Here is an 18,225-nt window from a genome sequence, read left to right as displayed (position 1 = left end):
AAGTACGCTGGGTGACATGCGCGAGGTCTACCAGGAACAACTAGGCATGCTCACCGACGTTCTCGCCTCCATGTCGGCGATGGTCGGGACGGCGATGGAGCGCGCCACCAAATCGCTCCTGGAAGCCGACCTGAGCCTGGCCGAGCAGGTCATCGACGAGGACTCGCTGGTCGACGAGGCGCGGTCGCGCGCCGAGGAGTACGCCTTCGGGCTGCTGGCCCTGCAGGCGCCGGTCGCCGGCGACCTGCGCAGCGTCATCGCCACCATCCACGCCGCCGAGGACATGGAGCGGATGGGCGATCTCGCGCTGCACGTCGCCAAGGCCGCGCGCCGCAGGCACCCGAACGCGGTGCTGCCCGACGACGTCGCCGCCTACTTCGCCGAGATGGGCCGGATCGCGGTGAAGCTGGCCAACCAGGTCAGCACCGTCATCAGGACCCAGGACATCGAGGCGGCGCGGCTGCTCGACGAGGTCGACGACGAGATGGACGACCTGCACCGGCACCTGTTCACCGTGATGATGAGCCCCGACTGGGAGCACGGCGTGGCCACGGCCGTCGACGTGACGCTGCTGGGCCGCTTCTACGAGCGCTTCGCCGACCACGCGGTCGCGGTGGCCCGCCGGGTCGAGTTCATCGTGACCGGAAAGATGCCGTCCCGTTGATGCGTTTCCGCTGGTCAGGTGTGAACTTCCGCGGAAAGTATTAATAGTCGATCTCAGCACTCGATGTTGCGATCATCGTGTGCCATCCTCTTTCGGGTGAGAAGCGACCGAACTCGTACCGATGAGGTGCGCGGTGGGTAAGAGTCCGACCGTGCACCGACGTCGACTGGGCAGTGAACTGCGGCGCCTCCGCGAGATCGCCGGACGCACGCACCGCGAGGTCGCCGCCCACCTGGACTGCTCGCAGGGCAAGATCAGCCAGATCGAACTCGGCCGGGTCCCGGTGCGGACCTCGGACGTGCGGCTGATGGCCGAGTTCTACGGCGCCACCGGCGACCAGCTGGACGCGCTCATCGACCTCGCTCAGGACTCCAAGCAGCGCGGCTGGTGGCAGCAGTACCCGAGCACCGCGCAGCGCCCGGGCCTGCAGACCTACCTGGGCCTGGAGACGTCCGCGAAGGCCGTCAGCTGCTTCGGCAGCGACCCGCTGCCCGAGCTGCTGCAGACCACCGACTACACGCGCGCGCTGCTGGCCTCGGACTCGCAGGTGTTCACCGACGACGAGATCGCCGAGCGCCTCAAGGTCGTCTCGACCCGCCAGCAGCGGCTGCTGGGCGAGCAGCCGCTGGAGCTGTGGGCGGTGCTCGACGAGTCCGCGCTGCGCCGCTGCGTGGGCAGCCCGGCCGTGATGCGCCAGCAGCTGGAGCACCTGGTCCTGCTGGGCTACCGCCGCAACGTCACGCTGCAGGTCCTGCCGTTCAGCGTCGGCGGCCACCCGCTGATGGGCGACCGCGCCGCGGTCTTCTCCTTCGCCAACGAGGCCGACCCGCAGGTCGTGCACCTCGGCGACTCGGCCAACTCCCGCTTCCTCGACAAGGCCGCGGACACCTCCGACTACTTGAAGGCGTTCGAGCAGGTCTGCACCAGCGCGTTGAACCCCAAGGACTCCAGCGCCTTCATCTCCTCGGTCGCGGACGAACTCCCGACCTGAGCGGACGACAGAAGGCGGGGCCTCCATCGAGGAGGCCCCGCCTTCGTCACCCGTCAGTCAACCGGCGAAGCCGGTTTCTCTTTCACCGAGCAAGCAACTGGCACCGCCGCGGGTTCTGACACGTCTTCTGGGGAGGACAGCCGACGTGTCGTCAGCAGAACAAGATCAGCCGAAGCGGCCGGAGATGTAGTCCTCCGTCGCCTTCTGGGTGGGGTTCGAGAAGATCTTGCCGGTCTCGTCGATCTCCACCAGCTGGCCGGGCTCCCCGACCGCGCGGAGGTTGAAGAACGCGGTCTGGTCGCTGACGCGAGCGGCCTGCTGCATGTTGTGGGTGACGATGACGATCGTGTAGTCCTGCTTGAGGTGCGAGATCAGGTCCTCGATCGCCAGCGTCGAGATCGGGTCCAGCGCCGAGCAGGGCTCGTCCATGAGCAGCACGTCGGGCCGCACCGCGATCGCGCGGGCGATGCAGAGCCGCTGCTGCTGACCGCCGGAGAGACCGCCGCCCGGCTTGTTCAGCCGGTCCTTGACCTCTTCCCACAGGTTCGCGCCGCGCAGCGCCTTCTCGGCGACCTCGTCGAGGTGCGACTTGTTCTTCTCACCGGCCAGCTTCAGCCCGGCCACCACGTTGTCGCGGATGGACATGGTGGGGAACGGGTTGGCGCGCTGGAAGACCATGCCGATGGTCTTGCGGACCTGCACCGGGTCGACGTCGTCGGCGTAGATGTCCTCGCCGTCGAGCATCACCTTGCCGTCGACGCGGGCACCCGGGATGACCTCGTGCATCCGGTTCAGCGACCGCAGGACGGTGGACTTGCCGCAACCGGAGGGGCCGATGAACGCGGTGACGCTCCGGGCCGGGACCTGCAGGGTCACGTCCTGCACGGCGTGGAACTTGCCGTAGTGCAGGTTCAGGTCTTTGATGTCGAGACGCTTGGCCATGTCGAAAGTCCCTACTTCGTCTTGATCGCGAAGATCTTGGACAGACCGGTCGCGACAAGGTTGATCAGCATGATGACGATCACGAGGGTGAGCGCGGCCCCCCACATCCGGTAGTCACCGGCCGTGGTTCCGGTGCTGCGCTCCATGAAGATGGTCAGCGGCAGCGACGCCATCTCACCCTTGAACAGGTCGAAGTTGATCGAGGACGAGTACCCGACCAGGATCAGCAACGGTGCGGTCTCACCGAGCACGCGCGCCAGGCCGAGCATGACACCGGTGACGATGCCCGACAGCGCGGTCGGCAGGACGATCCGCACGATGGTCTTCCACTTGGGCAGGCCCAGCGCGTAGGCCGCCTCGCGGAGCTCGTTCGGCACGATCAGCAGCATCGTCTCGGTGACCCGGACGACGACCGGCAGCATCAGCAGAAGCAGCGCGAGCGCCACCGCGAAACCGCTGCGGGTCATGCCGAAGGTGGTGATCCACAGCGCGTAGATGAACAGGCCGGCCACGATCGAGGGCAGGCCGCTGAGGATGTCCACCATGAACGTCGCGGCCTTGGCCAGCTTCGAGTTCTGCCCGTACTCGACCAGGTAGACCGCGACCATCACGCCCAGCGGCACCGCGAAGACCAGGCAGACCAGGCCTTCGAAGATGGTGCCGACCAGGGCGTGGTAGACACCGCCGCCCTCGTCGGTCGGCAGCAGGCCGTTGAAGGAGTGCGACCACCAGTCGGCGCTGAGGATGGGCTTGAGGCCGCGTTCGATCAGCGTCCACAGCACCCACAGCAGCGGGATGACCGCGACCACGAAGGCGGCCGCGAACAGCACGGTGGCCAGGTTGTTCTTGAACTTCCGGCCGAAGCCGATGCTCTGGAAGGCCGGCGCGGTTGCGAGCTGCTCCACGTCGGCAGCGTCGGTCCTCATGACTTCCCCTTAGCGCCGGCCGCACTCTCGATCCAGCGCGCGATCGCGTTGACTGCGAAGGTGATGATGAACAGCACCAGACCTGCGGAGATGTAGGCACCGACCTGCAGGTTGTTGTTGAACTCCGCCGACCCGAGCGCGATCTTGGAGGCGAAGGTCGCCCCGCTGTCGAAGATGCTGTACCCGGGAGGGGCGGTGGCGCCGCTCAGGATGATGGTCAGGGCCATCGTCTCGCCCAGCGCGCGGCCGAGGCCGAGCATCGAGCCGCCGACGAAACCGTTGCGGCCGAACGGCCACACCGTGGTCTTGACGACCTCCCAGTTGGTGGCGCCGAGCGCGAGCGCGCCCTCGACCTGGGCGTCCGGGGTCCGCGCGAAGACCTCCCGGGTGACGCCGGTGATCGTCGGGATGATCATCACGGCGAGCACGATGCCCGCGGTGAAGACGTTCGCGCCGGAGTCGACCTGGGCGATGTTGCCCTGGCCGAAGATCGGGATCCAGCCCAGCGTCTCGTTCAGCCACGTCGACACCGGCTTGAGGACCGGCCCCAGCACCAGGAATCCCCAGAGGCCGTAGACGACCGAGGGCACCGCGGCCAGCAGGTCGACGATGTAGGCGAACGGGCGGGCCAGGCTGCGCGGCGCGTAGCGGGTGAGGAACAGCGCGATCCCGCCGGACAGCGGCATCGCGATCACCAGCGCGACCACGGAGCTCGCCACGGTGATCCAGGCCAGGTCCAGGATCCCGAAGCTCATGTCTGCGGGGTTCCGCGTGTCCCACTCCCGGCTGAACAGGAAGTTCACGTGGTTCACCTGCAGCGCGGGGATCGCCCGGATGAGCAGGAAGATCGCGATCGCCGCGATCACCGCCACCACGAACGCCCCGGACGCCGTGGCGAGCGAGGAGAACACCTTGTCGCCCACGCGGGAGGATTTGCCCGCGGACGTCTCTGGAGCGGAAATGGGAGCCTCCGGTCCGGAATGCGCCGAAGCGCCCCGCTGGGCACCGGTGGTGTCCGCGGGGCGCGTCTCGGCTCTCGTTGAGTCGGTCACTGCAGCTCGCAGCCTCTCATCCTCTCCGCAGGACCAGGGGCCCGCCCGGGTCGCGGGCGGGCCCGGTCACACGGTCATGCGATGGCGTCGACGGCGCCCAGAACCTTGGTCTTGAAGGCCTCGGGCAGCGGGACGTAGCCCGCCTTCTCCAGTTCCTGCGGGTTGGCGTTGGCGGCCACCTTCAGGAAGGCCTTGACCGCCTTGGCGGTCTCCGGGTCGTAACCCTTCGAGCAGACGATCTCGTAGGTGTTCAGGACGATCGGGTAGACGCCCGGGGCCTTGTTGCCGTAGATCGACTCCAGGTCGACGCGCAGGTCGTTGCCCTGGCCCTCGATCTTGGCCTCTTCGATGGCCTTGCCGACGTTGGCGGTGTTGAGCTCGACCGGGCCGGCGCCGCTGTCGATCTTGGCGATGCCCAGGCCCAGGTTCTTCGGGAAGGACCACTCGACGTAGGTGAAGCCGCCCTCGGTCGCCTTGACCGACTGCGCCACCTGGTCGGAGCCGTCGCGGCCCTGGCCGACGCCCTGGCCGCCCTGGAAGGTCTTGCCCTCACCGGAGAACGCGCCGCCGGTGGCGGTCTTCAGGTACTTCTGGAAGTTCTCGGTGGTGCCCGACTCGTCCGAGCGGAAGAACGGCACGATGTCGATCGAGGGCAGCTGCGCGTTGGGGTTCGCGGCCTTGATCGCCGGGTCGTCCCACTTCTTGATCTCACCCTTGTAGATCTTGCTGATCAGGTCCGGGGTGAGGGTCAGGTCGCTGACGCCCGGGAGGTTGTAGGAGATCGCGATGGGGCCGAACACCATCGGGATGTTCCAGGCCGGGTTGCCCTGGCAGCGCTCGGCGGCCTTGGCGACCTCGCCCTTCTCCTCCTTGAGCGCGGAGTCCGAGCCGCCGAAGTCGATCTGGCCGGCGGTGAACGCGGCGACGCCCTTGCCGGAACCGGACTTGGTGTAGTTCACGTTCTGGCCGGCGCACTTGAGGCCGTAGTCGCGGGCGAAGACGTCGACGGCGTTCTTCTGCGCCGAGGAACCCTCACCGGAGACGGGCTTGGTGCCGCACTCGACCTGGACGCTGTCGAGGGCCGGGTTGCCGCCGCCCTGCGGGACGTTCTGGTCCGATCCGCAGCCGGCGAGCACGAGCGCGCCCGCGGCGACGACGGCCAACGCAGCGCTGTGCCGCTTGATTCTCACTTCGTTCCTCCACCCAAGGGGACAAACTTGCGGGGCGCGGCCGAGCGCGGACGCTCGTGCTTTGTGCCGCTTGGCCCGAACGCTAAGCAGCCCGAGTGGACGCCCCTCGCCATCCAAGTGAACGCGAAGTGAACAAGGCACCCTGAGTAAGCGGGGCCACATTCGAACGGGCGATGAGGACACCCGTGTTCCGGTCCCGCCGTGACTCAGCGCATCGGCGGGTCAGCGTCCGAATTGCACATCGCTGTCCCACTTGGCGAAGCCCAACCGCTGGTAGACCTTCACCGCGGGGACGTTGTCGGCCTCGACGTAGAGCATGACGTGACTACGGCCAGTGTCCCGCAAGTACCGCAATCCGGCCACTGTCAGTGACTTGCCCAGGCCACCGCCCTGCGCGTGCGGGTCGACGCCGACGACGTAGACCTCACCGGTCCCGTCCGGGTGCACCTTCGTCCAGTGGAAGCCCTGCAGCGCGCCCGCCGCGTCGACCGCGAGGAAGAAGCCCTGCGGGTCGAACCAGTCCTCGCGCTCCTTGGTGCGCACGTCGTCCTCGGTCATGTCGCCCTGCTCGGGGTGCCAGACGAACGCGCGGTGGTTCACCCGCACGACCTCGGCCTCGTCCCGGCCCGGCTCGAACGCGCGGATCGTCACGCCCTCCGGCAGCGTCACCTCGGGCAGCTCCGGCTCGGCGAGCTCGCGGCCCATCCGCCACAGCTCGCGCGGCCGGTGCAGGCCGTAGCGCTCGGCCAGGCGCACCGCTCCCGGGTGCTCGCCGTGCGACCAGATCCGCAGCCGACCCGAGTCGGCGTCCGGCTCGGTGCCCAGCTCGGCGCGCTCCAGCAGCGCCTCGACGAGCCGAGCGCCCGCGCCCCGCCTGCGGTGCTCGGGGTGCACGGCGAGCTCGGCCACCAGCTGCCCGGCGCCCGGCTCGTGCTCGGTGTCCAGGTGGGCGTAACCGATCAGCACCCCACCGGAGTCGCGGAGGACGAAGTGCTCGGAGCGGACGTCGGCCTGCACCGGTTCGATCTGGTGCACCACGTCGCGGTGGGCCTTCAGCCGCAGGATCACGTGCTCGCCCACCGGCGCCACGCCGTCGGCCTTCTCCGCCTCGTCGAGAAGACCCATCACCTCAGCGGTCTCCGCGTCATCCAGTCCGTTACGCCAAGTCAACTGCACGCTCATGACCCTACCGATCCGAACGCGAAGGAGCCCCCGATCGGTGATCGGGGGCTCCTCGTCGATCTCGGTGTCATGCGTTGAGGCTGCGCAGGTCCTCGTCTGTGATCTCGACGGTCTCGGTCTCGGTGAGCTCGGTGGCCAGCGGCGAAGACGAGCCGCCGCGGTTCGGGCGGACGAACTTGTAGCCGACGTTGCGCACGGTGCCGATCATCGAGTCGTGCTCCGGGCCGAGCTTGGCGCGCAGCCGCCGCACGTGGACGTCGACCGTGCGGGTGCCGCCGAAGAAGTCGTAGCCCCAGACCTCCTGCAGCAGCTGGGCGCGGGTGAACACCCGGCCCGCGTGGTTGGCCAGGAACTTCAGCAGCTCGAACTCCTTGTAGGTCAGTTCGAGCGCGCGGCCGCGCAGCCGGGCCGTGTAGGTGGCCTCCTCGATCACCAGGTCGCCGACGCTGAGCGAGCCGTCGCCGCTGCTGGAAGCGCTGCTGCGGCGGGAGACCAGCAGGCGCAGCCGGGCGTCGATCTCGGCCGGGCCGGTGGCCGGCAGGAGGATGTCGTCCACGCCCCACTCGGCGCTGACGGTGACCAGGCCGCCCTCGTTGACCAGCGCGATCACCGGCACGTCACCCGCGGACAGCAGGCGGCACAGGTCTCGGGCACCGGCCAGGTCGGTGCGGGCGTCGACGATGACGACGTCGTGGGCACCGCCGGACAGGATGGCGCCGGGGTCGGCGGGGAGGATTCGGACGCGGTGCGGCAGCAGTGCCAGCGACGGCAGGACCGCATCGCAGTCGGACTCACCGGTCAGCAGGAGCAGCTCGGAGCTCATCTGGGGGCCTCCATCTCCAGGCGCGAGAGTCGACAGCCATGTTGTGTGGTCATCACCCGCAGCGGGCGGATGACTCGGCGTCGTTGCCTGTGGATGGCAAGGAGAAAAACCGACATGCGGTGGAAAAACCCAGGTCCAACCGAGGGCATCACAATTGTGAACGGAAACCGTCACCGTGTTTCCGGCATGTTTCCGGACCGGCCCGTCACGTTGCGCGCCGAGGACGGTACGCGGCTGCGGGGCGTGCTGCACCCCGGTCCCGGACTGCCCGCGCCACTGGGGTTCGTGGTCGGCCACGGGTTCACCAACCACATCCGGAAGCCCAGCGTGCGCGGGGTGCTGGAGCGGCTGGCGACGCACGGGCCGGTGCTGGCGACCGACTTCCGCGGCCACGGCCGCTCCGGTGGTCGCACCACCGTGGGCCCGAACGAGGCGATGGACGTCGACGCCGCCGTCGCACATCTGCGCGCCGCCGGATGTGAGCGCGTCGTCACACTCGGGTTTTCGCTGGGCGGATCCGTGGTCCTGCGCCAGGCCGCGCTCGGTACGCCGCCGGACGCGGTGGTCGCGGTGAGCAGCCCGGCCCGCTGGTTCGTGCGCGACACGGCCGCGATGCGCCGGGTGCACTGGCTGCTGGAGCAGCCGCACGGCCGGGCGAGCGCGCGGCTGCTCGGCGTGCGGCTGGCGGGCCCGTGGCCTCGGGTTCCGACCTCGCCGATCGAGCTCGCCACCCGCATCGAGATCCCGCAGCTGATCGTGCACGGCACCGACGACCACTACTTCCCGCTCGCCGACGCACTGGCGCTCGCGGAGGCGGGCGGCGCGGAGTTCTGGCCGGTGGAGGGCATGCGGCACGCGGAGAGCTCGACCACTCCCGAGCTGGTGGACCGGATCGCCGCGTGGGCGATGATTACAGTGAGGCCACCCGATCCCCACGCGGTCGGGTGACCGGCGCCCCGACAGAAACGGAACGCTCGGAGTGAAGAAGCTCGCGATCACCCTCGTCCTCGTCCTGGGTCTCCTGGTCGCCGCCGACTTCGGGTCGGCCGCGTTCGCGGAGTACCAGGTGTCGAAGAAGGTCGCCCAGCAGCTCAAGCTGCCGGAGAACCCGGAAGTCTCGATCAACGGCTTCCCGTTCCTGACGCAGGTCGCGGCCGGCGACTACCGCGACGTGCAGCTGGTGGCCAACGCGGTGCCGGTGGGCCCGTTCAACGAGGTGGGCATCGAGGCCGACCTGCACGGCGCGAAGGTCGCCACCTCGGAGGTCATCGCCGGGACCGCCGACGAGATCTCGGTGGACCAGCTGGTCGGCCGGGTGAAGCTGCGGGCCTCCGACGTGGCGCGGCTGATCGGCATCCAGGACCTGACAATCGAACCGGCGGCCCCGGACGCGCTGGCCGACGACGACGGCAACGTCAGCGAGGCCGACAAGCGGCTGGCCGAGGGCGGCGAGGACCAGCGGGCGCTGGTGCAGCTCGACGGCACGGTCAACATCGCGGGCTCGGACAACAAGGTCCGGGTGATCGCGGTGATGTCGCTGGTCAACGGCAAGATGGAGATCGAGCCGCGGAAGCTGGAGCTCAACAACAGCGCGTTCGGCAAGATCGAGCTGCCACCGATCTTCGAGCAGTCGGTGCTCAAGCAGTTCAACACCACCCTCGACCCGGGGATGCTGCCGTTCGAGGTGCAGCCCACGGCCGTGCGGGCGGAGCGCGGCGCGATGGTCGTCGAGGGCACCGCCGAGAACGTGACGATCAGCGGCAGCGGGGTGACGACCGGATGAGCCCGGGTGTGATCGCGCTGCTGGTGGTGGTGCCGGTGGCGCTGGTGCTGGGCCTGGTGTGGCAGGCGCGGCAGGGCAAGGTGCGCAGCAGCGGGGGCGAGGAGATCGTGACCGACCACTTCCCGGACGGGCTCAAGCAGCAGCTCGACGCCGCTCCGGACCCGGACGCGCGGGTGACGCTGCTGCAGCTGTCGACGACGTTCTGCCAGCCGTGCCGGCACACCCGCATCCTGCTGGCGGACTTCGCGGGCAAGAACGACCAGGTCAGGCACGTCGAGGTCGACCTCACCGACCACCCCGAGTGGTCCACGCCGCTGCGCGTGCACACCACGCCCACGACGTTGGTCCTCGACCGCGCGGGCCGCGAGCTCTTCCGCATCGGCGGCGTCCCCCGCCCCCAGGCCCTCGCCGAGGCGATCGAGCCGCACCTCTGACCCGGCAACGAGGCGAGCAGCTCCGTTAGATCCGTCCCACTGTATGAACGTTCTTCCCGGCGATCGGTCGATCCGGGTAATCTCCGGGTCGTGCATGTACTGCTGACCCGAAGGCGCGCGGTTGATCTCTGCCGCGTGGGTAGCAGCCTGTGTTGATGGCACTGACCGGGCGGTAGTACGCGCTCCCCGCACGGCCTCGTCATGCCCTCATGACTCCCGCCGGCGTGCGCCCTCGACCGCCTGACGGACTCGGCAGACCCAGTCCACATCGTCAGGAGGCCTTCGAAGATGTCTGTCACGACGCTCGACCCGCGAGGTGTCCGGTTCACCGCGGCGATCACCAGCGCGATCCTCGCGCTGGGCCTGATCACCACGAGCTGGCGCGTGATGGCGGCCCAGATGGTTCTGTTCGGTCTGTGCGCGTTCATCGGGATGGGCCTCAACCCGTGGGGGGCTCTCTACCGGAGCACCGTGCAGCCCAGGTTGGCGCCGGTCGCCCCGGAGGACCGCGAGGAACCCGCACCTGTCCGCTTCTCGCAAGGGGTCGGTTTCGTCTTCGCTCTCGTGGCCACCATCGGCTACGCGGCGGACCTGACCACCCTCGGCATCGTGGCCAACGCCTTCGCCCTGGTGGCGGCACTGCTCAACGCGGTGTTCGGCTACTGCCTCGGATGCCAGATGTACCTGGTGCTCCGCCGGTTCGCGCCGGCCGGGGCGTCCACAGCAGACTGAAACCACAGTTCGAAGATCAACGAAGGAGTCGCTCGATGAGCCGCGCAGACGTCCTGGTCTCCACCGAGTGGGCCGAGGAGAACCTGAACACCGCCGGGGTGGTGTTCGCTGAGGTGGACGAGGACACCACCGCCTACGACGGCGGCCACATCCCCGGGGCCATCAAGCTGGACTGGAAGAACGACCTGCAGGACCACGTCCGTCGTGACTTCGTCAACCGCGAGGGCTTCGAGAAGCTGCTGTCCGCCAAGGGCATCAGCAACGACGACACCGTGGTGCTCTACGGCGGCAACAACAACTGGTTCGCCGCCTACGCCTACTGGTACTTCAAGCTCTACGGCCACGACGACGTCAAGCTGCTCGACGGTGGCCGCAAGAAGTGGGAGCTCGACGGCCGCGAGCTGACCAAGGACGAGCCGAACAAGGCCGCCACCACCTACAAGGCCCAGGAACCGGACACCTCGATCCGCGCCTTCCGGGACGAGGTCGTGGACGCCATCGGCAACAAGAACCTGGTCGACGTGCGCTCGCCCGACGAGTTCTCCGGCAAGCTGCTGGCCCCGGCGCACCTGCCGCAGGAGGCCGCGCAGCGCGGTGGCCACATCCCCAGCGCGATCAACGTGCCGTGGAGCAAGGCCGCGAACGAGGACGGCACCTTCCGCTCCGACGAGGAGCTCAAGGAGATCTACGGCGAGGCCGGGCTGGACACCGGCAAGGACACCATCGCCTACTGCCGCATCGGCGAGCGCTCGTCGCACACCTGGTTCGTGCTGCGCGAGCTGCTCGGCCACCAGAACGTCAAGAACTACGACGGTTCCTGGACCGAGTACGGCTCGCTGGTCGGCGTGCCGATCGAGAACCCGTCCGAGGCCTGATCACCCGGTAACACCGAGCAAGGAGTTTGCGTCATGAGTGGATGCGGAGCGCCGCAGCAGTCGGCAACCGCGGTCGACGAGGCCACTGACCAGGTCGTCGTGGCCGGCAAGGTGCGAGCCGGGGAGTCGCCCGTCGGCGGGGCTTTCGTCCGCCTGCTGGACTCCTCCGGTGAGTTCACCGCCGAGGTCGTCACCTCCGAGGAGGGCGACTTCCGGTTCTACGCCGCCCCCGGCGACTGGACCGTCCGCGCGCTGCACCGCAGCGGCAAGGGCGAGTCCCAGGTCTCCCCGAGCGGCGCGGGCGTGCACGCGGTGGACATCGCGGTCGCCTGACCTGATCGACCCGAAGGGCCGGCACCTCACCGAGGTGCCGGCCCTTCGCCGTTTCAGGCCTTGCGGGAGCGAAGCAGCGCGAAAGCCCGCTCGTCGCGGTCTGGGGTCCGGGGATCGGAGTCCTCCCGGCAGCCGACTGTGGTGAAGTCGACGACCTCCCAGCCGGTGCGGTCGAACAGGCGGCGCAGGCCGGCCTCGCTGAAGATCCAGAAGTTGGTGGCGTCGTTGTTGGCCTCGGCCGGGTCCAGCAGGTAGGCGACCGGCTGGTCCGCGATGCGGGTGCCGTCCGGGGTGACCTGGGCGACGCGGGTCGAGACGAAGCAAAGCTCGGCGCGCTCGGCCAGCCGCTCCAGCACCAGGAACGGGTTCTTCAGGTGGTAGAGCAGGCCGAGGAAGAACACCGCGCCGTAGTGCTCGGCGGGCAGCCGGAACTGGGCGTCGAGGTCGATCTCGTGCACCTGCGCGCGGGACGGCAGCTCCGCCACCAGGCGCCGGGCGCCGCGCAGGCCGTTGAAGTTGGTGGGCGCGTTGTCGATCAGGTCGACCTCGCAGCCCAGCTCGTCCTCCAGGAAGAACCCGAAGTCGCCGTCGGCGGCGCCGATGTCGGCGATGCGGGTGCCCGCGATGCGGTCGAAGACCTGCCGGTGCTCGCCGCTGAGCAGGGCGTCCAGGTGGAAGATGTTGGCCATCGTGTCGTACGGGTACCACCCGAAGTCGGTCGGAGCGATCTTGTCCTTGCGGGCCAGCAGCTCCTCGCGGTAGGCCAGCGCGCGCTCGCGCAGCGTCTCGAAGTCCATGTGATCCTCGTCCCGGCTCTGACGTTCCTGGTGTTCAGCGGCCTGTCGCGACCGCGCACCACGCCGATCATGCCGCACGCCACACTCCGCCGGGGCGGCGCCGTGGTTATCCTTCACGCGTGGAACTCCTCGACTTCATGCACTACGGCCTCGTCACGCTCGTCGGACTCGCTGCGGTCGCGACCATCTGGTTCGCCTTCTACGTGGTGTACCGCCTGTTCAACGACTGATCAGCGCCTCGTTGTAGCCTCGACGCGATGACTGCAACGCCGAACGAACCGCAGCCGGGCAGCGGCGACGCCGCAGTTGCCGCGGCGGCGGAACGAGCCAAGATCACCCGGGAACTCAACGTCCCCGAGTTCGACGACCTCCCCGGCGAGGGCGACACCGCGAACCTGCGGATGGGCCCGTCGCTGGATGACGCATGCCTGTCGCTGCTGCCGCTGGTCGGCGTGTGGCGCGGCGAGGGCGAGGCCGCGCACCCGTCGCTGGAGGAGACCTACCGGTTCATCCAGCAGGTGACGATCTCCCACGACGGTCGCCCGTTCCTGATCTACGAGAGCCGCGCCTGGAAGCTGGACGGCGAGGGCGGCAACGTCGTCGGACCGGCGTTCCGCGAGCAGGGCTTCCTGCGCCCGCAGCCGGACGACACGATCGAGTTCATGCTGATGCACTCGACCGGCGTGACCGAGCTGCTCATCGGCACCCCGCGCAACACCACGACCTGGGAGTTCGGCTCGGACGCCGTGCTGCGCACCCCGAGCGGCGAGGACGTCACGGCCGCCGGCCGCCTCTACGGCGTCGTGGACGGCGCCCTCGCCTACGTCGAGGAGCGGGCCACCTCCGAGCACGAGCTCCAGCCCCGCCTCTCAGCGAAGCTAGACCGCGTCGTCGGCTGAAAAACGTCAGGCAAGCACCGAAGGTGCTTTCTCTTTACCCCGCCTAAGGCACCGGCACCCGCCGCGGGTTCTGACACGTCTTCTGGGGAGGACTGCCGACACGCCGTGTAATTGGCATACACGAGTCTCGGATCCCGGAGCCAGAAGGCGTGTCAGGTTCCGCTGCCCGCACCGCCGAGCAGGGTGACCACAGAGTCTTGTCAGTAGACAAAACCCCAGGTCAACCGGACTGCCGGGCAAAGAGGAACCCGGAACTTCACCCCTGATAGTTCGACTCGTAAAGGCCGGCGATTTCGGTGTGCAGGGCTCCGTCGGCCTTGATCGACGTCCCGTCGATCCCACGCACCTGGGTGATCTTGCGGATGCTGGAGGCGAGCCAGACCCCGTCGGACTCGAAGAGGGCCGAGGTGGGGAAGTCGACCACCTCGGTCTCCCAGCCCGCGCGCTCGGCAGCGCGGAACAGCGCGCCCTGCGTGGTCCCCTTGAGGACCCCCGAGGTCGGCGGGGTGGTCAGCAGCTTCCGGCCCTGGGCGAGCACGACGGTCGAGGTCGGTCCTTCGAGGACGACGCCGTCGGTCGCGGTGAAGATGACCTCGTCGGCACCGCGGGATTCGGCTTCGCGGAGCGCCGCCATGTTGACCGCGTAGGACAGGGTCTTGGCCGAGAGCAGCAGCCAGGGGGCGCGCTCCATCAGGTCCGACGGGTAGCCGCGGTCGAGGGTCACGACCTCGACGCCGCCGTCGCGCTTGCGCTTGGTGTCCGGGCCGACGTCCATGCCCATCGCGAAGCCGTGCGGAGTGCCGTCGCCGCCGTCGATGCCGCGGGTGCAGACGAACTTCAGGCCCATCTCGGGTTCGGCGTCCCACGGCCAGGCGTCGATGACGGCCTGACCGGCTCGCTCCCACGCCTCGCGCTCCGGCAGCGGCATCTGCATCAGCTGCGCCGAGCGCTCCATGCGGTCCAGGTGCGGGCCGAGCTCGCGCGGCTCCCGATCGACGACCAGGATCGTCTCGAAGCAGCCGTCGCCCCGCATCACGCCGAGGTCGTCGGCCCGGAACAGCGGTGCCTCGGGGTCGGCGAGGGTCCCGTCCAGAAGTGCCAGTACGCGCATGCCGCGAGCGTAGAGCGTCCAGATCCGGCGGTGCGCCCGGAGGTTACGATCGAGGGGGATTCGCGCCGAGCACAGGAGCGGGCATTGAGCGACCAGGGATCGCTGCGCAGCACCTTGCACCAACGCGGCATGCGCATGACGCCCCAGCGCCAGCTGGTGCTCGACGCCGTGCGCGAGCTGGGGCACGCCACGCCCGAGCAGGTGTGCAAGAAGGTGCAGGAGACCGCGCCGACGATCAACATCACCACCATCTACCGGGCGCTCGACCTGCTGGAGCAGCTCGGGCTGGTGCGGCACACCCATCTCGGTCACGGCGCGCCGACCTACTCCGCCGAGGAGCACGAGCACGTCCACCTGGCGTGCCACCGCTGCGGGCGGATCGATGAGGTGGCCATCGAGACGATGGACGAGCTGGCGGACAAGCTGCGCCGCGAGCACGGGTTCGCCCTCGACGCCACGCACCTGGCGCTGTCCGGCACCTGCCGGGAATGCCAGAACGCCGACATCGGCTGAACCCGGTGTCGGACGAGCACGCGATTCAAGGAGCGCTGATGGTTTCACCCCTGCTGGATCTGCCGGGCGCGGTGCCCGCGCCGGAGGAGTCGGTGGACGTCGGCGTGCCCTGGCACTTCGGGGACCCGTTCGCCGAGCAGCGCTCGGCGGCGCGCTCGGCGGTGCTGGTGGACCGCTCGCACCGCGAGGTCATCGCGGTGCCCGGCGAGGAGCGGCTGAGCTGGCTGCACCTGGTGCTCTCGCAGCACCTCACGGAGCTGCCGGAGGGGCAGGGCACCGAGGCGCTGGTGCTCGACACGCACGGCCGGGTGGACAGCCACATGATGGTCGCCCACCACGACGGCGTGGTGTACCTGGACACCGACGCGGGTGCGGAGGCCACGAGCGCGCTGCCGACGATCGGCGTGGACGGCAGGCAGACGCTGCTGCAGTACCTGGACGCGATGCGGTTCTGGTCGAAGGTGGAGCCGCGCGACGCGACCTCGGAGTTCGCGGTGCTGACGGCGATGGGCCCGGACGCGGGCGGCGTCCTCGCCGGGTTCACCGAGGTGCCCTCGGGCGCTTACGAGGTGCGCGGGTTGCCGGGCGGCGGGTTCGTGCGCAACGTCCCGTTCCGGAACCTGCAGACCTACGACCTGCTGGTGCCGCGCGAGTCGATGGTGGACTGGTGGCTCAAGCTCACCGACGCCGGCATCCGGCCGTCGGGGACGATGGCGTTCGAGGCGCTGCGCGTGGAGGCGCTGCGGCCTCGGGTCGGGCTGGACACCGATGACCGCTCGATCCCGCACGAGCTGGGCTGGATCCACCTCGCCGCGCACGTCGCGAAGGGCTGCTACCGGGGTCAGGAGACGGTCGCGAAGGTCCACAACGTGGGCAAGCCGCCGCGCCGGATGGTGCTGCTGCACCTGGACGGGTCGGTGGAGGTCTCGCCGGAGACCGGCGACCCTGTGCTGCACGGCGACCGCAAGGTCGGCCGGGTGGGCAGCGTCGTCCAGCACCACGAGCTCGGTCCGGTGGCGTTGGCGCTGCTCAAGCGCTCGGCCCCGGTGGAAGCGGAGCTGATGGCGGGTGACCCGGCGGAGGAGCGTTCGGTGGCCGCGGCGGTCGACCCGGACTCGGTGCCGCCGGACACCGGCGAGCCACCCGGTCGGCTGGCGGCGGACCGGCTTCGTGGGCGCTGAGGAGGTTAGGTTCGATAACGGTCCTCAAGTTCTGCGCGTGGAGTGACGTCGCCATTTGACAGGGCCGGTATCCCTTGAGGCATGCCGATCACCCGATCAGGGTCGTTGCGACCACCGAGGAACGCTGATCGAAAGCTCGGCGTCACACTGTTGTCGTAATGACATCACCCGAAATGTTGGCGAGCTCGACCGAATTGCCGGAGGATGGCCACGTGATCGAAGTCCGCCCGGGTGGACGGCGCCGCATCGACAGGGTCCTGTCCCCGGACTACACCAGTGGCATCGAGCAGCACGCGCTGGGCGAGGTGCGCGCGCTGCGGGACGAGGCCGCCCAGGAGGAGACGGACCTGTCCTACCTGCGGCGTGTGCTGCACGCCCGCATCGACATCGTGCGCGCGGAGCAGCGCCGCCGGCGCGAGGACGGTTCGCGGTCGGTGGTCGAGCAGCTGGTCGCCATCCTGTCCGACAACGCGGTCGGCCCGGCGATGGGCTCCGGCCGCTACCAGACCACCGAGCCCTCGCGCGCCGAAGCGCACCGCAGGCACGTGGAGGCGCTGGTCTCGGACGTGGACCTGTCCGACGTCATGTCGCTGTCCGATGAGAAGCTGGACCGGGCGCTGAGCGCCTACACCGCCGAGGAGGACTCGGTGTCGCAGCGCCGCCGCGAGGTCCAGCAGGTCGTGGATCGGCTCAACGCCGAGATCGCCCGCCGCTACCGGGAAGGCGCTGCTTCGGTGGATGACCTTCTGGCTGAGGAGCGAGACCGGCGTTGATCCAACCTGTTCCACTCGTCGAGATCGTCCGAAGTGGACTTCGGGAAGGCCTGCACCACGGCTCGGTGGTGATGATCGACCCGGACGGTGCTCCCCTGCTCTCGCTGGGTGACGCGACCGCCCCGATGTACCCGCGCTCCTCGCTCAAACCCGCTCAGGCGGCCGGGATGCTGCGCTGCGGGCTCGAACTGCCCTCCGCCGACCTGGCTCTGGCGTCCGCGTCGCACAGCGGCGAGGACGACCACGTGCGCCGCGTCGGCGAGCTGCTGGCCCGCTACTCGCTGACCGAGGACGACCTGCGATGCCCGCCCGACCTGCCGCTGGGCGCGGAGGCGCGCCGCGGCGTCTCGGTGGAGCGGCGGATCGCGATGAACTGCTCCGGCAAGCACGCCGCGATGCTGGCGACCTGCGTGATCAACGGCTGGTCGACGGCCGACTACCTGGATCCGAAGCACCCGCTGCAGGTCGCGATCGCCGAGACCGTGGTGGACCTGGCGGGCGAGCCGCTGGCCAACACGGCGGTGGACGGCTGCGGCGCCCCGCTGTTCGCGATCTCGCTGACCGGGCTGGCCCGGGTGTTCCAGCGCCTGGTCGGCACGCCGGTCGGGGACGCGATGCACGAACACCCGTGGCTGGTGGCGGGCACCGGCCGGGAGGACACCCGCCTGATGGACGCGGTCCCCGGTCTGATCAGCAAGATCGGGGCGGAGGGCGTCTTCGCGTTCGCGCTGCCGGACGGCCGCGCGGCCGCGATCAAGATCGCCGACGGCGCCGACCGCCCCCGCCTGCCCATCGCGGTCGGCCTCCTCTCCCGCCTCGGCGTCGAGGGCCCGGGGATCGGGAATCTGGACGACCTCGCCGAGATCCCCGTCCTGGGCGGCGGCGAGCCCGTGGGCTCGGTCCGGCTCATCCCCGGCGCCCTGGACTGATTCGCGCGATTTCAACGGAAGCCAGGTCCCCGATTTCAGCGGAAGTCGGGGACCTGATCTTTGCTGCGTTCGGGATCATTCACCCCTGAAGGCTT

The 18,225-nt window shown here is 69.3% G+C and carries 22 protein-coding genes; 14 read left to right on the top strand and 8 right to left on the bottom strand.

All coding sequences use genetic code 11. The annotated features are described in order from the left end of the window. Positions 1–16 precede the first annotated feature (16 nt). Both phoU and REH65_RS18590 read left to right on the top strand, forming a co-directional pair. Positions 17–664, top strand: coding sequence for a phosphate signaling complex protein PhoU (phoU, locus tag REH65_RS18595; protein WP_281457376.1), 648 nt, complete (start codon positions 17–19; stop codon positions 662–664). A gap of 133 nt (positions 665–797) precedes the next feature. Continuing rightward, positions 798–1,655, top strand: coding sequence for a helix-turn-helix transcriptional regulator (locus REH65_RS18590; RefSeq protein ID WP_281457375.1), 858 nt, complete (start codon positions 798–800; stop codon positions 1,653–1,655). Positions 1,656–1,820: 165 nt separating this feature from the next. On the opposite strand, the gene pstB is transcribed toward REH65_RS18590, so the two are convergent. From pstB to REH65_RS18560, 6 genes are all read right to left on the bottom strand, one after another. After that, positions 1,821–2,597 carry a phosphate ABC transporter ATP-binding protein PstB gene (pstB, locus tag REH65_RS18585; RefSeq protein WP_281457374.1) on the bottom strand — a complete coding sequence of 259 codons (777 nt, stop codon included), beginning with the start codon at positions 2,595–2,597 and terminating at the stop codon, positions 1,821–1,823. An 11-nt stretch (positions 2,598–2,608) separates the two neighbouring features. Next, on the bottom strand, positions 2,609–3,523 hold the full coding sequence (pstA, locus tag REH65_RS18580; RefSeq protein ID WP_406688470.1) for a phosphate ABC transporter permease PstA: 915 nt from the start codon (positions 3,521–3,523) through the stop codon (positions 2,609–2,611). After that, a complete protein-coding gene (pstC, locus tag REH65_RS18575; RefSeq protein ID WP_406688469.1) occupies positions 3,520–4,446 on the bottom strand; it encodes a phosphate ABC transporter permease subunit PstC in 927 nt (308 codons plus the stop codon). Before pstC ends, pstA begins: the two co-directional genes overlap by 4 nt. 203 nt (positions 4,447–4,649) lie before the next feature. Beyond that, a complete protein-coding gene (gene pstS / locus REH65_RS18570; RefSeq protein ID WP_406688468.1) occupies positions 4,650–5,765 on the bottom strand; it encodes a phosphate ABC transporter substrate-binding protein PstS in 1,116 nt (371 codons plus the stop codon). Positions 5,766–5,987: 222 nt separating this feature from the next. After that, complete coding sequence (gene mshD, locus REH65_RS18565; protein ID WP_406688467.1) at positions 5,988–6,947, bottom strand: mycothiol synthase; 960 nt, start codon at positions 6,945–6,947, stop codon at positions 5,988–5,990. 67 nt (positions 6,948–7,014) lie between these two features. Next, entirely contained in the window at positions 7,015–7,770 is a 756-nt protein-coding gene (locus REH65_RS18560; protein WP_406688466.1) for a winged-helix domain-containing protein, read from the bottom strand. A gap of 186 nt (positions 7,771–7,956) precedes the next feature. On the opposite strand from REH65_RS18560, the gene REH65_RS18555 reads away from it, so the two are divergent. From REH65_RS18555 to REH65_RS18525, 7 genes are all read left to right on the top strand, one after another. Further along, on the top strand, positions 7,957–8,718 hold the full coding sequence (locus REH65_RS18555; RefSeq protein WP_281457369.1) for an alpha/beta hydrolase: 762 nt from the start codon (positions 7,957–7,959) through the stop codon (positions 8,716–8,718). A gap of 31 nt (positions 8,719–8,749) precedes the next feature. After that, positions 8,750–9,553 carry a DUF2993 domain-containing protein gene (locus REH65_RS18550; protein WP_406688465.1) on the top strand — a complete coding sequence of 268 codons (804 nt, stop codon included), beginning with the start codon at positions 8,750–8,752 and terminating at the stop codon, positions 9,551–9,553. Next, positions 9,550–9,987, top strand: coding sequence for a TlpA family protein disulfide reductase (locus REH65_RS18545; protein ID WP_406688464.1), 438 nt, complete (start codon positions 9,550–9,552; stop codon positions 9,985–9,987). The genes REH65_RS18550 and REH65_RS18545 overlap by 4 nt, the downstream gene beginning before the upstream one ends. A 90-nt stretch (positions 9,988–10,077) precedes the next feature. Beyond that, entirely contained in the window at positions 10,078–10,143 is a 66-nt protein-coding gene (locus tag REH65_RS18540) for a putative leader peptide (RefSeq protein WP_363786369.1), read from the top strand. Between the two features lie 132 nt (positions 10,144–10,275). Continuing rightward, the gene (locus REH65_RS18535) at positions 10,276–10,719 is read left to right on the top strand and encodes a DUF4395 domain-containing protein (RefSeq protein ID WP_281457366.1); all 444 of its coding nucleotides are present in this window, start codon (positions 10,276–10,278) and stop codon (positions 10,717–10,719) included. 35 nt (positions 10,720–10,754) lie between these two features. Continuing rightward, a complete protein-coding gene (locus REH65_RS18530) occupies positions 10,755–11,594 on the top strand; it encodes a sulfurtransferase (protein ID WP_281457365.1) in 840 nt (279 codons plus the stop codon). A 33-nt stretch (positions 11,595–11,627) separates the two neighbouring features. Beyond that, complete coding sequence (locus REH65_RS18525; RefSeq protein WP_281457364.1) at positions 11,628–11,927, top strand: DUF1416 domain-containing protein; 300 nt, start codon at positions 11,628–11,630, stop codon at positions 11,925–11,927. A gap of 53 nt (positions 11,928–11,980) precedes the next feature. Here REH65_RS18525 and REH65_RS18520 read toward each other — a convergent pair whose 3' ends face one another. Then, positions 11,981–12,724: a class I SAM-dependent methyltransferase gene (locus REH65_RS18520; protein WP_406688463.1), complete on the bottom strand. Its 744-nt coding sequence runs from the start codon at positions 12,722–12,724 to the stop codon at positions 11,981–11,983. Between the two features lie 257 nt (positions 12,725–12,981). Between REH65_RS18520 and REH65_RS18515 the strand changes: the two genes are divergently transcribed. Further along, positions 12,982–13,623, top strand: coding sequence for an FABP family protein (locus REH65_RS18515; protein WP_406688462.1), 642 nt, complete (start codon positions 12,982–12,984; stop codon positions 13,621–13,623). Positions 13,624–13,879: 256 nt separating this feature from the next. Here REH65_RS18515 and REH65_RS18510 read toward each other — a convergent pair whose 3' ends face one another. Continuing rightward, complete coding sequence (locus REH65_RS18510) at positions 13,880–14,734, bottom strand: aminodeoxychorismate lyase (protein WP_406688461.1); 855 nt, start codon at positions 14,732–14,734, stop codon at positions 13,880–13,882. Positions 14,735–14,863: 129 nt separating this feature from the next. On the opposite strand from REH65_RS18510, the gene REH65_RS18505 reads away from it, so the two are divergent. The 4 genes from REH65_RS18505 to REH65_RS18490 all read left to right on the top strand — a co-directional run bounded on the left by REH65_RS18505 (position 14,864) and on the right by REH65_RS18490 (position 18,130). Further along, positions 14,864–15,247: a transcriptional repressor gene (locus REH65_RS18505; protein ID WP_343231397.1), complete on the top strand. Its 384-nt coding sequence runs from the start codon at positions 14,864–14,866 to the stop codon at positions 15,245–15,247. 38 nt (positions 15,248–15,285) lie between these two features. After that, positions 15,286–16,428 carry a YgfZ/GcvT domain-containing protein gene (locus REH65_RS18500; RefSeq protein ID WP_406688460.1) on the top strand — a complete coding sequence of 381 codons (1,143 nt, stop codon included), beginning with the start codon at positions 15,286–15,288 and terminating at the stop codon, positions 16,426–16,428. Positions 16,429–16,640: 212 nt separating this feature from the next. Further along, entirely contained in the window at positions 16,641–17,201 is a 561-nt protein-coding gene (locus REH65_RS18495) for an aerial mycelium formation protein (RefSeq protein ID WP_093419992.1), read from the top strand. Beyond that, the gene (locus tag REH65_RS18490; RefSeq protein WP_406688459.1) at positions 17,198–18,130 is read left to right on the top strand and encodes an asparaginase; all 933 of its coding nucleotides are present in this window, start codon (positions 17,198–17,200) and stop codon (positions 18,128–18,130) included. Before REH65_RS18495 ends, REH65_RS18490 begins: the two co-directional genes overlap by 4 nt. Positions 18,131–18,225: the final 95 nt, after the last annotated feature.

Source organism: Saccharopolyspora sp. ID03-671 (assembly GCF_045278815.1).
Lineage (GTDB): Bacteria > Actinomycetota > Actinomycetes > Mycobacteriales > Pseudonocardiaceae > Saccharopolyspora > Saccharopolyspora ipomoeae.
The sequence above is the reverse complement of the archived record's forward strand: the minus strand, read 5'-3'. Positions and strand labels throughout refer to the sequence as shown.